Raw genomic sequence first — 13,417 nt, forward strand, 5'->3', positions numbered from 1 at the left:
AAATTAAATTCTACATTTGCGTATAATTAACGCAAACTAAAAAACTATGATACTAAATCTCGACCCAAAATTCGCTCCATTTCAAAATCAGGAAGAAATTAAATTTCAAAGTTTTACTTTCTCTGGAGGAGAACCACACATCAAAATCGCTCCAGATTTTGATCCAAATGAAAAAGTTACTATTACGCATAGATTAAATTCATTCAACGATTTAGGTTTGTTGTGTGTTACAGTTGACGCTTTACGCAGAATGGATGTTAAAATCATAGATCTTTTCATTCCGTATTTTCCAGCGACAAGACAAGACCGTGTTATGATTCCTGGTGAGCCTTTATCTGTAAAAGTTTATGCTGATATAATCAATGCAATGCAGTTGAACAAAGTATTTGTTTTTGATGCGCATTCTGAAGTTACACCAGCTTTGTTGAATAATAGTACTGTGATTCCAAACTATACTTTTATAAAAGAAGTTTTAAATAAAATAGGCGAAAACGTAAAATTGATTTCTCCAGATGGAGGAGCTTTGAAAAAAATCTATAAAGTATCTGAGTTTTTAGGAGGTGTTGAAGTTGTAGAATGCAGTAAAAGCCGTGATGTAAAAACAGGAAAATTATCTGGTTTTAAAGTTTACAATGATGATTTGCAAGGAATGGATTGTTTAATTGTAGATGATATTTGCGACGGAGGAGGAACTTTCGTAGGATTAGCCGAAGAACTTAAAAAGAAAAATGCCGGAAAATTATACTTAGCAGTAAGCCACGGAATTTTCAATAAAGGTTTTGAAGTTTTAAACTGCTTTGATGGAATCTTTACAACCAATTCTTTTAAAGATTTTGAAGGCGAAAGCGTTCAAGTGATCAGATTGGAGAATTTAGTTTAAAAAGTTTCAAGCTGTTTTGAGAACGTGAAACCTAAAAAAAAATCTATTAACCGTTTCAAGCTTAAACTCCCAAATTTCAAGTCTAGCATGCAACTTGAAACAAAGAAAACTTGAAATAAAAACAACCAAAAATTATGAGCGACGATTTAAAACCACGATTTATTGAATCTCTAAAAAGAAACAATGATCAGATAAGAGAAGACAGAGCCAAAGTAATTGGTGAGGATTCTGAATTAATTTACAGAAGAAGAGTCGAAGATATCGAATTAAAAATCAAAAGACTCGAAAGAGAACAAGAAGGACTGATTGATATTAGTCCGCTTGATAAAAACAGTTTAACTTTTGCCGATTTTCAGCCAGAAGCTTTTGTTCAAAAAGACATGGAACTTTCGCTGACAATCAGAAATTTAAACATTCAGTTTGAGGTTACAAAAAAGAGATTTGAATATTTATTTGGTAAAAAATATTAGTCATGGGAGGAACAAGATATGATTTCGGTGCTCGCGAAAGCAGAGCAAAAAAAGTAGGTTATGCTAGCAAATCTGCAGCAGAGATATTTACACAGAATGCGTTACATATGGCTCATGAATCTATGAATCCAAATGGAGTGATTTTTAGAGAAGCTAGAGATTCTGATGTTCATCCCAATACAGTTCCGATTATTTTAGGATTAGACGTTACAGGAAGTATGGGGCATATCCCGCACGAATTGATTAAAGAAGGACTTCCAAAATTAATGGGAGGAATTATTCAAGGTGGCGTTCCAGATCCAGCACTTTTATTTTTAGGAATCGGAGATCACGAATGCGATAGATATCCGCTTCAAGTTGGACAGTTTGAATCTGGTGACGAAGAATTGGATATGTGGTTAACAAGAACCTATATTGAAGGCGGTGGAGGAGGAAACGCCGGCGAAAGTTATCTTTTAGCATGGTATTTTGCAAGCATTTCACACTAAAATTGATGCATTCGAAAAAAGAGGACAAAAAGGATTGTTGTTTACAGTTGGTGATGAGCCAGGTTTAAAAACACTTCCAGCTTCGGCAATAAAAGAAATAATGGGGCAAGGACAACAGACTTACACGCATCTTGAATTATTAGCAGAAGCGCAAAAAAGATACGATGTCTATCATATTAGTGTTTTGCATTCAGGACAAGCAATAAATGCCGATGTTGAATGGAAAGAACTACTTGGACAAAATTGTTTGTCTATAGAAGATCATAGAGAAATTCCAAACGTAATTAAAAAGATTATCTGCGATAAGCATAAAAGTTCTGGTTTAGGAACAATACCAGTTTCTGATGCAAGTGATAACAGCTTAGATAATATAGAAATGCTTTAAAAATGAAAACAGCGAAAATAGTTATAGGTTTAGGATTTGGTGATGAAGGAAAAGGCATAACAACAGATTTTCTGGCTAAACAAAACCCTGAATCTATAGTTATTCGCTTTTCAGGAGGACAACAGGCTGCTCATACCGTCATGATCGGCAATAGAAAACACGTGCATTCGAGTTTTGCAAGTGGAGCACTTCGCGGTCTTCCGTCTTATTACAGCGAGCACTGTACGATTCATCCGCTTTTTTTGTACAACGAAAGAGAAGAATTGAAAGAAAAAAATGCTAATCTGGATTTGTATATTCATCCTTTAGCAAAAGTTACCACTCCGTTTGACGTCTGGCACAACAGAGGAAATGTGAGAAACATTGAAAACGGAACCTGCGGAAAAGGCATTGGTTCAACGATGAAAAGAAATGAAGGTCCGTATAAATTGTTTGCCATCGATTTGATTGCTTCTCGCGAAATGCTTTTAGAAAAACTAAACCAAATCGCATATTACTATGGCCTTTTAAATGAAAGTGGAATTGAGGAAGAAATCAATGCATATTTAGAAGCAATAGATAAATTAAAGTGGAATATTGTCGATTATACGTTTCTTTCAAAATACGAAAATCTGATTTTTGAAGGCAGCCAGGGAGTTCTGCTCGACATGGATCACGGTATTTTTCCAAATGTGACCTATGCCAATACCACTTCAAAAAATGCAATTGAAATTTGTAATAAACTAAAGATTGAAGATGTAGCTGTTTATTACGTAACCCGAAGTTATTCAACCCGCCACGGACACGGCTGGATGGCTAATGAAGGAGAAATTGAATTAAAAAATAACGAAGAAGAAACTTGTGTTTTTAACGAATACCAAAAACATTTACGTTTTGGAAGTCTGAATTACGAACTTCTTAATTACGCTCTAAAACTCGATGTCGCTTACAGCCCAATGGTACAAAGAAATTTGGTTGTAACTTGTATGGATCAACTAGAGCAGGATTTTGAATTCGAAAATCTAACAACAGAATTCAATGAAATCTACGGATCATTTTCACCCGATTCAAAAGATTTTAAAAACATTACTTCTTTGTTTCAATAAAATAGAAAAAATGAAATACAATATAGATACCATAGCTCAAGAAAGTAAATTTTTATTTTTCTGGGGACACCAACCAAGTAAAGATGGAAAAATTCTCAAAACCTGTTTCAGTCAATGGTGGTTGAGTTCTTTTAAAGTTGATAAAATAACTTACAAAACTGCCGAACATTGGATGATGGCCAAGAAAGCGGAATTATTCAACGATCAAGAAATCTTAGAAAAAATCCTTAAAGCTGATTCTCCTGCCGAAGCTAAAAAATTGGGTAGAGAAGTTAAAAATTATGTTGATACAGTTTGGTTAGAAAACCGATACGAAATTGTAAAACAAGGAAACTATCACAAATTCAGCCAAAACGCCGATTTGAAAACGTTCTTACTAAACACTAAAGAACGAGTTATTGTAGAAGCAAGTCCAGTCGATCCAATTTGGGGAATCGGAATGGCAGAAGATCACAAAGATGTTCTAAAACCAGAAGCTTGGAAAGGATTAAATCTTTTAGGTTTTGCTTTGATGGAAGTTAGGGATGAATTGAGATAAAAATTATGAAAATTGAATTGTTAAAAGCAGATATAACAGAAATTCAGGTTGATGGAATTGTAAATGCAGCGAATACTTCTTTGCTTGGAGGTGGTGGCGTTGACGGAGCAATTCATCGAAAAGGAGGAAAAGCAATTTTAGATGAATGTGTCCAAATTAGAAATAAGCAGGGAGGATGCAAAACAGGTGAAGCTGTGATTACAACTGCAGGAAATCTGCCTTCTAAATATGTTATTCATACGGTTGGGCCTGTTTGGAATGGTGACAAAGAAGAAAAATCAAAATTGCTTGCAGATTGTTACAAGAACAGTTTGAATCTTGCTGTTGAAAACGGAATCAAAACAATTGCTTTTCCAAATATCAGTACAGGGATTTATCACTTTCCAAAAGATAAAGCCGCAGAAATCGCAGTAAGAACTGTAAAAGATTTCGATAAATCAAATGAAATAGAAAAGGTAATATTTGTCTGTTTCGATGATGAAAATTACAAGATTTATAAAGACCTTTTGTAAATGTTCCGCAGGAATATTTCGTTGGTAAAAGAAAACACTAACATGAATGAAAATATAGCAAAAAGCGTCAGCAAGTTTTTGAGTCTGGTGCTTAGACATTCGCCAGAAAAAATCGGATTAAAATTAGACGAAAATGGATGGGCGGATGTAGAAGAATTAATTATAAAATGTAATAAAAAAGGGCAACGTTTGGACGCAGAACTTTTAGATTACGTTGTAGAAAATAACGATAAAAAGCGTTTCGCTTACAATGAAGATAAAACCAAAATCCGTGCAAGTCAGGGACATTCCATTTCGGTTGAATTAAATCTGGCAGAAACGGAACCTTTGGAATATTTGTACCACGGAACTGTCGGGAAATTTATAGAAAACATTCGCAAAGAAGGTTTGAAAAAAATGAACCGTCAGCACGTACACTTAAGTAAAGACAAAGAAACGGCAACAAAAGTAGGAAGCCGAAGAGGAGTGCCACAAATTTTAACCGTTAGAAGCGGCACGATGCATAGAGACGGATTTAAATTTTATTTATCTGAAAACAATGTGTGGTTGACAGATGAGGTTCCTTCGAAATACATTGAATTTTAAAAATGAAAAGAACACTAGTTTTTGGAGATATTCATGGAGGATTAAAAGCTCTTGTTCAGTTATTGGACCGAGTTACAGTAACTGAAAATGATCGATTAATTTTCTTAGGAGATTATGTCGACGGTTGGAGCGAATCTGCACAGGTAATTGATTTCCTTATCGGTTTATCTCAAAAACACGAATGTATTTTTGTAAAAGGAAATCACGATGCATGGTGTCAAGATTGGTTGATGAATGATGTCATAAATGATATCTGGTTTCTTCATGGAGGAAAATCGACTATAGAAAGTTATCAGAATGTTGATTTTTCGGAAAAACAGAAACATCTCGAGTTTTTTAATCAAATGAAAGATTATTTCGTAGATGAAAACAACAATCTTTTTATTCACGCTGGATTTTCATCGATGCACGGACCAGAAAAAGAGCATTACCAAACCAATTTTTCGTGGGATAGAACGTTATGGGAAATGGCACTGACAATGGATAAACGAATTAAAAAAGATTCACTTTCATATCCAAAACGATTACTGCTTTTTAATGAAATCTATATTGGCCATACGCCAACGCTTCATTACGATGTAGAAATTCCAATGCAAGGTTGCAATGTTTGGAATATTGACACAGGAGCAGGTTTTTATGGAAAATTAACCTGTATTGAGGTTGAAACAAAAGAATTCTGGCAGAGCGATGTAGTGCAGACATTTTATCCAGATGAAAAAGGAAGAAATAAATGATGGAAAATAAAATAGAATCAGCTTTGTTTGGTGTTGCAGTTGGCGATGCGTTAGGTGTTCCTTATGAATTTCTTTCGAGAAACGAGATAAAAAAATCCCCTGCGGTTGATATGATTGGGTATGGAACACACAACCAACCTGCAGGAACTTGGTCAGACGACAGTTCATTGACATTTTGCCTTGCAGAAACATTAGCAGAAAAATATGATCTGCAGAAACTGGCCAATCGTTTTGTAAACTGGAAAGAACATAGTTATTGGACACCGCATGGCGTAGTGTTCGATATCGGGATTGCAACATCCATTGCCATTCATGAATTGCATTGTGGAAATGATCCTTTACTTGCGGGTGGCGATACGGAGGACAGTAATGGGAATGGTTCTTTAATGCGTATTCTGCCATTGCTTTTTTACATTAAAGATATGCCGATACACCAGCGATTTCAGCATGTAAAAGAAGTTTCGTCGCTTACACATCGTCATATTCGTTCTGTAATGGCTTGTTTTATTTATCTGGAATATGCTTTGAAGTTATACAACGGAAAGAGTAAAACTGATGCTTTAAAAGAAATGCGGGAAATTGTGAAATCATTTTTTGAGAATAAAGATATGCCTCAATCAGAAATTGATTGTTTTCATAGAATCCTTTCTATTAAAGTTGGTGATTATGATGTTCAGTCTTTGGAATCTCTTTCTGAATCAGAAATATTTTCTTCGGGTTATGTATTGAATACTTTAGAGGCATCTATATGGTGCATTCTTAAAACCGATAACTATAAGGATGTTGTATTGAAAGCCGTTAATCTTGGGAGTGATACTGATACCACGGCTGCTGTAGCAGGCGGATTGGCTGGAATTTATTACGGCATTGAAAATATATCGGAAAACTGGATTCAGAATTTAGCAAGGGCTAGTGATATAAAAGATTTAGCGAATAGATTGTCGAAGAAATTATCACAGTCATGACCGAAGAGAAAAATAGAGATACTGATTGGGATGCGGTATTAAAAATACTTGGAATAATTAAGTCTAAAATTACCGAGGAAACAGATTTATTATGGACAAATTATAATTCGGCAGAAGAATTAATTGCCGAAATAAATATAATTGATAATTTGCTGCAGGATAGAAACATAAAAGGGGTACAGGTTTTAGGATACTTATTTGCTCCAACCGGACTTTACAGGAAATTGCAATGCAGAATGACTGGATTCAGGAATATTTGAATTTGTCTTCAAAATTTGATACTTTGTACGAAAATTTAAAATAATACTATAAAATATATGAACCCACTATTATTAACTGACGGTTACAAAGTTGACCACAGAAGACAATACCCAGACGGAACTACAATTGTATATTCTAACTGGACACCAAGAAAATCAAGAATTGAAACCGTTGATGAAGTAATCTTTTTCGGATTGCAATATTTCATTAAAAAATATATTATTCATGATTTCGAAGAAGAATTCTTCAAAAAACCAAAAGAAGAAGTAATCAAAAAATATTCTCGCAGAATCAATAATTATTTGGGAGAAAATTTAGTTGGAACTAAACATATCGAAGATTTACACGATTTAGGATATATTCCGATGGTTTTTAAAGCTTTGCCAGAAGGCGCGAGTGTTCCGTTAAGAGTTCCAATGTTTACGATGTACAATACAATTCCGAATTTTTCTGGCTGACAAATTATTTCGAAACTTTACTTTCAGCAGTAGTTTGGTTGCCTTGTAATTCAGCTACAATTGCAAAAGAATATAGAAAAGTATTAGACAAATATGCAGCAGAAACTTCTTCTGTTCCAGAATTTGTAGACTGGCAGGCGCACGATTTCTCAATGAGAGGAATGGGCGGAATCGAAGCGACTTTAACTTCTGCAGCTGGGCACTTGTTAAGTTTTACAGGATCTGACACAATTCCTGCAATTGATTTCTTAGAAGAATATTACAATGCAAACTCAGATCAAGAACTTGTAGCAGGTTCAGTAGCAGCAACAGAACATTCTGTTATGTGTATGGGAACAACAGAAGGCGAATATGAAACTTTCAAAAGATTAATTACTGAAGTTTACCCAAAAGGAATTGTTTCTATCGTTTCTGACACTTGGGATTTATGGAAAGTTCTAACGGATTATCTTCCAAGATTGAAAGAAGAAATTGTTTCAAGAGAAGGCAAAGTTGTAATTCGTCCTGACAGTGGTGATCCAGTAGATATTATCTGCGGAAATCCAAACGGAAAAACAGAACAAGAGAAAAAAGGTGTTATAGAATTGCTTTGGGATGTTTTCGGCGGGACTACAAATGCGAAAGGTTTCAAAGAATTGGTTCCGCAAATTGGAGCGATTTACGGAGACAGTATTACAGTAGCCAGAGCAACTCAAATCTGTGAAAGATTAAAAGAAAAAGGATTTGCTTCTACAAATGTTGTTTTAGGAATTGGATCTTTTACTTATCAATACAATACCAGAGATACTTTCGGATTTGCGATGAAAGCAACTTACGGAGAAGTAAACGGAGAGGGAAGAGCGATTTTCAAAGACCCAATTACAGACGACGGAACTAAAAAATCGGCTAAAGGATTAATGAAAATCGATTTAATCGACGGGAAGTATCATTTGACTGATAATGTTTCTTGGGAAGAAGAAAAACAAGGCGAATTGAAAGAGGTTTTTAGAGATGGAAAACTTTTGGTTGATCAATCGCTGAGTGAAATCAGAACGAGAGTAAAAAGTGAAGTGAGTGTTGAAGCTTAATTATAAAATGAAAGCCTGAATTTTGAATTCAGGCTTTTTTTATCTTAAGAACAGTATTTTGTTTTAAATTCCTGAGCATCTTTGTTTGATTTAAATTTTATTAAACTAAGACCTTCCTTGCATTCAATCTTTTTCTCTGCAATCAATTTTCCAACTAAAAATTCGAAAAGAATATAAGATCGATGTTCTTCATTAATAAAATCTAAATATTCTTTTTTGAAGGGAATTTTTTCAGAGGAAATAATATGAATTAAAGTGTTTTGTAATTCGTCAAGATGGCGTTCTGAATTTAATTGAAAGTGTTTTTTAATTTTAATTCCGTTATGAGTAAATGAAATTAGATTTTCAATTCCATTTCCATACATTGGTCCAGATCTATAGTTTTGTGTTTTTTCTCCCGAGAAAGAATTTCCATAAATCGATAGATTTTCTAATTCTGTGTATTTGTATTCAATTTCATTTATCATTAATAAATCTTCCTGAAATGAAATTGTTCCTTCAAAATGACCATTAAGATTTTCGAATTCTGTTAATCTAATAATAGAACTTACTATCTGTAAGATCAAAGGAATTATCACAGGATAGTAATAATAATTGGGTAATTTATAATCTATTAAGCGTTCAATTAATAATGATATTAAAAAGTATAGTATGATTGCTCCAAAAGAAAAATAAGATAATTTTTCTGATTGAGTCAAATTGAAGAATTTGGTTTTTTCAGGAATAAAAATTGAAGCAGAAAAAAGCATCTACTTCTTATAAAAATTATTATGATCAATATATTCCCAAACCTTTGATGGCAATAAAGGCTGAATATTTTTACCTTCTTTAATGCTGTTTCTAATAAAAGTCGAAGAGATTTCTACAATTGGCGCATCTATAACATGAATTTTTGAATGCGATTTTAACTCTACATTTTCAGGTTCATCAGAAATTCTCGGATACACATAAATATTATGGTTTTCTAGAATTACTTCATAGTTTCTCCATTTGTGAAGCGTTTTCAGATTGTCTTCGCCCATAATTAAAGAAAACTCATGATTTGGATATTTCTCTTGTAAATGTGCGAGTGTAATAACGGTATAACTCGGCTGAGGTAATTTAAATTCGATATCAGACGGTTTTATTTTCGGATAATCTTCTGTTGCCAGAAAAACCATTTGCAGGCGCTGTTGGTCGTCCAATAAAGTGGCTTTCTTTTTTAACGGATTATGAGGCGTGACCACCATCCAAATTTGATCTAAATCTGCAAACTCAGCCATATGATTGGCAATGATTAAATGACCGACATGAATGGGATTATATGTTCCGAAATATAGACCTATTTTCATTTTGTATAGTTTCGCAGAGAGTTGCTAAGATAGCACAAAGATTCGCAAAGTTTTATTTCAACTTGGCGAATCTTTGTGTTTTTTCTTTGTGTATCTCTGTGGAATAAAAATTATTTACTAATGAAATCTTTCACTAATTGATGCGCTTCTTCAAGAGCAACAGGCAAATCATAGTTTTTAATAATCGCATCAAACTGTGGTGCTGTTGCCAATTCTACAGAAGCTTTTGCGATACGCATATTGATTTTGTCTTCACTTTCTGTAGAACGTTGTTTTAATCGACGTTTTAATTCGTCAACACTTGGTGGTTTTACGAAAACCGCTAAAGTTTCTTCTGGAAATTTATGTTTAATACGAAGACCGCCAACCACGTCAATATCAAAAATGACATTTTTTCCTAAAGCCCAGATTCTTTCAATCTCCGATTTTAAAGTTCCGTAGAAGTTATCACGATACACTTCTTCCCATTCCAAGAAATCCTCCGCTTTAATGTGCTTTTTGAATTCTTCCAACGAAATGAAATAATAATCTTTTCCGTGTACTTCTTCGCCACGTGGCGCACGTGATCTTTGCCGAAATCGAGAATTCAAGATTTAAATCTTCTTGACCTAATAAATGTTTTACGATAGTTGTCTTTCCTGAACCTGAGGGTGCCGAAAAAACAATTAATTTTCCTTTGTTCATTGTGTATGCTTTAGGCTTTAAGCAGTGTACTCAAAGCTTTATTGTGTGTTGGATTTTGTGTCGCTTAAAGCTTTATAATACGTTTAAAACCTGCTCTTTAATCTTCTCCAATTCATCCTTCATCATCACAACCAATTTTTGCATTTGAGCATGATTCGATTTAGAACCCATTGTGTTGATTTCACGTCCCATTTCCTGAGTAATGAAACCAAGTTTTCTTCCGTTTGCTTCAGAACCATTAAGAGTTTCTATAAAGTAGTCTAAATGGTTTCCTAAACGAACTTTTTCTTCGGTAATATCTAATTTCTCTAAATAATAGATTAATTCCTGTTCAAAACGGTTTTCGTCAACATTAACCTGTAATTCTGAAATTGCAGTCTGCAAACGATCTTTAATTGCTTGTACGCGTTCTGGATCAAGTGCCAGTGTATCGTTCATAAGCTGACGGATATTTCCAATTCGTAAATTGAATTCCTTTTCAAGAGATTCGCCTTCGTCTTTACGGAAATTTAAAATATTTTGAAGTGCTTCGTCTATAATAACCTGAATTTGATCCCAATCATCTTCATCAATTTCTTCACGTTCTGTTTTTAATGTATCTGGCATACGAACAGCCATTTTCATCAATTCAGTTTCATCTGCGTCAGGATTTACTTCTTTTAACTGGGCTATATAATATTTTACAACAGGGACATTTACTTTAGTAGAAGTTTGTTCTGCGGTACTTTCTACATAGATCGCAAAATCAATTTTTCCTCTTTCTAGTTTTGTTGAAATAAGAGTTCTTAAACCAAGTTCCATTTCGCGGTAAACTGATGGCATTCTTACATTCAAATCTAAACCTTTCGAGTTTAGAGATTTTACTTCAACGGTAATTTTTTTGTAGGCAATTGCAAAGAAGCTTTGCCAAACCCTGTCATAGATTGTATCATATAATTGAGTATAAAGGCGCAAAGATAATTAAAAGTTTAATGTCTTGCGTTGTAAATTGTGAATCAGTTTTATAGATCAAAATTTACGGTTATTCTTACGATAATGCTTTTATAACTTCGGCTACATTTTTTTGGCTGTTGCCGATGTAGATTTTTCCGTCAATAATAAAAACCGGACGGCTTAAGAAAGTATAATGTTCTAGGATATATTTTTTAAAATCGGCCTCTGTCAATGATTGGTCTTTTAATCCCATTGATTTGTACAATTGAGCTTTTTTGCTAAATAATGCTTCGTAACTTCCAGAAAGTTTATGCATTTCATCCAATTGTTCTTCTGTAATTGGATCTTGTCTGATGTCTTGAAAAACAAGATTGTTTTCTGGAAGACTTTTAATGATTTTGCGACAAGTATCGCATGAAGCTAAATAATATATTTTGTTCATAATTTGATAAATTTGTGAGAATGCAAAGAAAATCCATTTGGAACTTAAAAATGACTAATTTTAGAAAAAAAATAAAATTATGAGTTCAGTTTTTGATGTGCAAAAAACAATTAGAGAAATTCTTTTGAAAATCTTAGATAGTCATTCATTAGAACAATTAAACAAAATTCCAGATGGTTTTAGCAACAATATTATTTGGAATATAGGCCACTGTATTTCTTCGCAACAGGTTTTGGTCTATAAATTATCGGGTCTTCCAACAATGGTTTCTGAAGATTTCGTTAACAAATATAAAAAAGGGACCAAACCAGAAGGAGATGTTTCTCAAGCTGAGGTTGATGAAATTAGAACATTGCTTTCAACAACATTAGAAAAAACAAAAAATGATTTTGAAAGCGGTCTGTTTGTTAATTATCATGAATACACTACCAGCGTCGGATTCACACTTCTTCATATTCAAGGGGCTTTAGATTTTAATAATTTTCATGAAGGACTTCATACTGGAGTTATAATGTCGTTAAGAAAATTTGTTTAAATAAAAAAATCCCGCTTTAAGCGGGATTTTTTTTTATTCGATTATGGTTTCAATAGTGACCTTCATTGCGCCGGCTCCTTTATTTTTTGATATATCCATAAAAGCTCTTTTAGATAAATCAATTTCGCGGGTTTTTACAAAAGGGCCGCGGTCAGTAATTTTTACAATGACAAATTTGCCATTAGCTTCATTTGTTACTTTTACTCTTGTTCCAAAAGGAAGTTTTTTGTGAGCTGCAGTATAGCTGTTATTGTTGAATCGGCTTCCGTTAGCAGTTCTTTTTCCGTTAAAACGATCAGCGTAGTAGGAAGCGTGAGCGTTTTTCTTGTATGGTCTAAGTTTTAAACCTTTGTCTGTAAAGACAGAATCCGGTAAAGGGATAATAGTCGGTTTTACATTTTTAACAGTATCTTGAATGATTTTAGGTTCTGTTGTAGGTTTGGTCTGGCTTATAACATACGTAAAGCCGCTAATTAAGGTTAAAGCGATTGTGGCGAATAAAATGTTTTTTTTATTTCTCATGGGTTATTCTTTTTCAGACTTGGGGGGAGTTTGTACAAATAATGTGCCGAGATGAAAAAAGCCCTGTAGGAAGGGCTTTAATTGGTGTTTTTTTAGAACCAAAGGTTCCAAGGGATTCTACTTAAAATAAGCAATAATCCTAATCCGTAAAAAATAGCAAAGGTTTTAAATTTAGCTTCACTATTGATTATTTTTTTATGTTTAGACCATCCAATAGTAATTAAGATGATAGCAATGATATTAATTAGAGGGTGCTCTAATGATGTTAGTCTTAATTCTGCATTAGACATTTGCCCGAATGCTCGCTTTTCCAAGTGGAGAAACAAAATATAAGATTAAGCCAATCAATAATTGAGTGTGTGTTCCAATTAAAGCAAATAAAGCGATTTTACGATCTTTAGCTGTAAACTCTTTTTTTGAAGTAAATCCAATGATTGCATTTACAACCGCAACTAGCAAAAGAAGCAATGCTAAGTATGCCCAACCAGAGTGGAATTTTTGTAGAAAATTATACATAAACTTTGTTTTTTGTTGAAAACAAA

16 protein-coding genes and 4 pseudogenes are annotated in these 13,417 nt (G+C 33.7%); 13 read left to right on the forward strand and 7 right to left on the reverse strand.

Going from position 1 to position 13,417, the window contains the following annotated elements; all coding sequences use genetic code 11:
• Positions 1–46: 46 nt before the first annotated feature.
• From prs to P5P87_RS18250, 12 genes and pseudogenes are all read left to right on the forward strand, one after another.
• The gene (gene prs / locus P5P87_RS18195) at positions 47–880 is read left to right on the forward strand and encodes a ribose-phosphate diphosphokinase (RefSeq protein ID WP_278020180.1); all 834 of its coding nucleotides are present in this window, start codon (positions 47–49) and stop codon (positions 878–880) included.
• A gap of 134 nt (positions 881–1,014) precedes the next feature.
• Positions 1,015–1,350 carry a hypothetical protein gene (locus P5P87_RS18200; protein ID WP_095928446.1) on the forward strand — a complete coding sequence of 112 codons (336 nt, stop codon included), beginning with the start codon at positions 1,015–1,017 and terminating at the stop codon, positions 1,348–1,350.
• Between the two features lie 2 nt (positions 1,351–1,352).
• Positions 1,353–1,838, forward strand: coding sequence for a hypothetical protein (locus P5P87_RS18205; protein WP_278020181.1), 486 nt, complete (start codon positions 1,353–1,355; stop codon positions 1,836–1,838).
• Positions 1,819–2,223 (forward strand): hypothetical protein, encoded by a 405-nt coding sequence (locus P5P87_RS18210; protein ID WP_278020182.1) that lies wholly within the window; start codon positions 1,819–1,821, stop codon positions 2,221–2,223. The genes P5P87_RS18205 and P5P87_RS18210 overlap by 20 nt, the downstream gene beginning before the upstream one ends.
• Positions 2,224–2,225: 2 nt before the next feature.
• Positions 2,226–3,308, forward strand: coding sequence for an adenylosuccinate synthetase (locus P5P87_RS18215; RefSeq protein WP_278020183.1), 1,083 nt, complete (start codon positions 2,226–2,228; stop codon positions 3,306–3,308).
• Positions 3,309–3,318: 10 nt separating this feature from the next.
• Positions 3,319–3,846 (forward strand): NADAR family protein, encoded by a 528-nt coding sequence (locus tag P5P87_RS18220; protein WP_278020184.1) that lies wholly within the window; start codon positions 3,319–3,321, stop codon positions 3,844–3,846.
• Positions 3,847–3,851: 5 nt separating this feature from the next.
• The gene (locus P5P87_RS18225; RefSeq protein ID WP_278020185.1) at positions 3,852–4,358 is read left to right on the forward strand and encodes an O-acetyl-ADP-ribose deacetylase; all 507 of its coding nucleotides are present in this window, start codon (positions 3,852–3,854) and stop codon (positions 4,356–4,358) included.
• Positions 4,359–4,400: 42 nt separating this feature from the next.
• Positions 4,401–4,943, forward strand: coding sequence for an RNA 2'-phosphotransferase (locus tag P5P87_RS18230; protein ID WP_278020186.1), 543 nt, complete (start codon positions 4,401–4,403; stop codon positions 4,941–4,943).
• Between the two features lie 2 nt (positions 4,944–4,945).
• On the forward strand, positions 4,946–5,677 hold the full coding sequence (locus P5P87_RS18235) for a metallophosphoesterase family protein (protein ID WP_198855294.1): 732 nt from the start codon (positions 4,946–4,948) through the stop codon (positions 5,675–5,677).
• Complete coding sequence (locus P5P87_RS18240; protein ID WP_340696577.1) at positions 5,674–6,642, forward strand: ADP-ribosylglycohydrolase family protein; 969 nt, start codon at positions 5,674–5,676, stop codon at positions 6,640–6,642. The genes P5P87_RS18235 and P5P87_RS18240 overlap by 4 nt, the downstream gene beginning before the upstream one ends.
• Positions 6,639–6,902 carry a hypothetical protein gene (locus tag P5P87_RS18245; protein ID WP_278020187.1) on the forward strand — a complete coding sequence of 88 codons (264 nt, stop codon included), beginning with the start codon at positions 6,639–6,641 and terminating at the stop codon, positions 6,900–6,902. The genes P5P87_RS18240 and P5P87_RS18245 overlap by 4 nt, the downstream gene beginning before the upstream one ends.
• Positions 6,903–6,959: 57 nt before the next feature.
• Positions 6,960–8,428: pseudogene (locus tag P5P87_RS18250) on the forward strand (nicotinate phosphoribosyltransferase).
• A gap of 44 nt (positions 8,429–8,472) precedes the next feature.
• Here the strand turns inward: P5P87_RS18250 and P5P87_RS18255 are convergent.
• From P5P87_RS18255 to P5P87_RS18275, 5 genes and pseudogenes are all read right to left on the reverse strand, one after another.
• Complete coding sequence (locus tag P5P87_RS18255) at positions 8,473–9,177, reverse strand: hypothetical protein (protein WP_278020188.1); 705 nt, start codon at positions 9,175–9,177, stop codon at positions 8,473–8,475.
• Positions 9,178–9,759, reverse strand: coding sequence for a nicotinate (nicotinamide) nucleotide adenylyltransferase (gene nadD, locus P5P87_RS18260; protein WP_198855297.1), 582 nt, complete (start codon positions 9,757–9,759; stop codon positions 9,178–9,180).
• 110 nt (positions 9,760–9,869) lie between these two features.
• Positions 9,870–10,443 (reverse strand): annotated as a pseudogene (gene gmk / locus P5P87_RS18265) (guanylate kinase).
• A 72-nt stretch (positions 10,444–10,515) separates the two neighbouring features.
• Positions 10,516–11,375, reverse strand: a pseudogene (locus P5P87_RS18270) (YicC/YloC family endoribonuclease).
• A 95-nt stretch (positions 11,376–11,470) separates the two neighbouring features.
• Entirely contained in the window at positions 11,471–11,818 is a 348-nt protein-coding gene (locus P5P87_RS18275; protein ID WP_198855300.1) for an arsenate reductase family protein, read from the reverse strand.
• Positions 11,819–11,897: 79 nt separating this feature from the next.
• Here P5P87_RS18275 and P5P87_RS18280 point away from each other — a divergent pair, with 79 nt between their 5' ends.
• A complete protein-coding gene (locus P5P87_RS18280) occupies positions 11,898–12,353 on the forward strand; it encodes a DinB family protein (protein WP_198855301.1) in 456 nt (151 codons plus the stop codon).
• 33 nt (positions 12,354–12,386) lie between these two features.
• Here the strand turns inward: P5P87_RS18280 and P5P87_RS18285 are convergent, their stop codons facing one another.
• Together P5P87_RS18285 and P5P87_RS18290 are read right to left on the reverse strand one after the other, a co-directional pair.
• Positions 12,387–12,875, reverse strand: coding sequence for a septal ring lytic transglycosylase RlpA family protein (locus P5P87_RS18285; RefSeq protein ID WP_198855302.1), 489 nt, complete (start codon positions 12,873–12,875; stop codon positions 12,387–12,389).
• Positions 12,876–12,967: 92 nt separating this feature from the next.
• A pseudogene (locus P5P87_RS18290) lies at positions 12,968–13,391 on the reverse strand (hypothetical protein).
• Positions 13,392–13,417 lie beyond the last annotated feature (26 nt).

This window comes from Flavobacterium ginsengisoli (genome assembly GCF_029625315.1).
In the GTDB taxonomy this organism is placed as follows: Bacteria; Bacteroidota; Bacteroidia; order Flavobacteriales; family Flavobacteriaceae; genus Flavobacterium; species Flavobacterium ginsengisoli.

What these genes read in the sequence shown, in the direction of transcription:
- P5P87_RS18220 (WP_278020184.1), top strand. Translation starts at nt 3,319, where the DNA reads ATGAAATACAATATAGATACCATAGCTCAAGAAAGTAAATTTTTATTT.
- P5P87_RS18245 (WP_278020187.1), top strand. Translation starts at nt 6,639, where the DNA reads ATGACCGAAGAGAAAAATAGAGATACTGATTGGGATGCGGTATTAAAA.
- P5P87_RS18280 (WP_198855301.1), top strand. Translation starts at nt 11,898, where the DNA reads ATGAGTTCAGTTTTTGATGTGCAAAAAACAATTAGAGAAATTCTTTTG.
- P5P87_RS18255 (WP_278020188.1), bottom strand. Translation starts at nt 9,177, where the DNA reads ATGCTTTTTTCTGCTTCAATTTTTATTCCTGAAAAAACCAAATTCTTC.
- P5P87_RS18275 (WP_198855300.1), bottom strand. Translation starts at nt 11,818, where the DNA reads ATGAACAAAATATATTATTTAGCTTCATGCGATACTTGTCGCAAAATC.
- nadD (WP_198855297.1), bottom strand. Translation starts at nt 9,759, where the DNA reads ATGAAAATAGGTCTATATTTCGGAACATATAATCCCATTCATGTCGGT.
- P5P87_RS18235 (WP_198855294.1), top strand. Translation starts at nt 4,946, where the DNA reads ATGAAAAGAACACTAGTTTTTGGAGATATTCATGGAGGATTAAAAGCT.
- P5P87_RS18205 (WP_278020181.1), top strand. Translation starts at nt 1,353, where the DNA reads ATGGGAGGAACAAGATATGATTTCGGTGCTCGCGAAAGCAGAGCAAAA.
- P5P87_RS18240 (WP_340696577.1), top strand. Translation starts at nt 5,674, where the DNA reads ATGATGGAAAATAAAATAGAATCAGCTTTGTTTGGTGTTGCAGTTGGC.
- P5P87_RS18215 (WP_278020183.1), top strand. Translation starts at nt 2,226, where the DNA reads ATGAAAACAGCGAAAATAGTTATAGGTTTAGGATTTGGTGATGAAGGA.
- P5P87_RS18230 (WP_278020186.1), top strand. Translation starts at nt 4,401, where the DNA reads ATGAATGAAAATATAGCAAAAAGCGTCAGCAAGTTTTTGAGTCTGGTG.
- prs (WP_278020180.1), top strand. Translation starts at nt 47, where the DNA reads ATGATACTAAATCTCGACCCAAAATTCGCTCCATTTCAAAATCAGGAA.
- P5P87_RS18225 (WP_278020185.1), top strand. Translation starts at nt 3,852, where the DNA reads ATGAAAATTGAATTGTTAAAAGCAGATATAACAGAAATTCAGGTTGAT.
- P5P87_RS18200 (WP_095928446.1), top strand. Translation starts at nt 1,015, where the DNA reads ATGAGCGACGATTTAAAACCACGATTTATTGAATCTCTAAAAAGAAAC.
- P5P87_RS18285 (WP_198855302.1), bottom strand. Translation starts at nt 12,875, where the DNA reads ATGAGAAATAAAAAAAACATTTTATTCGCCACAATCGCTTTAACCTTA.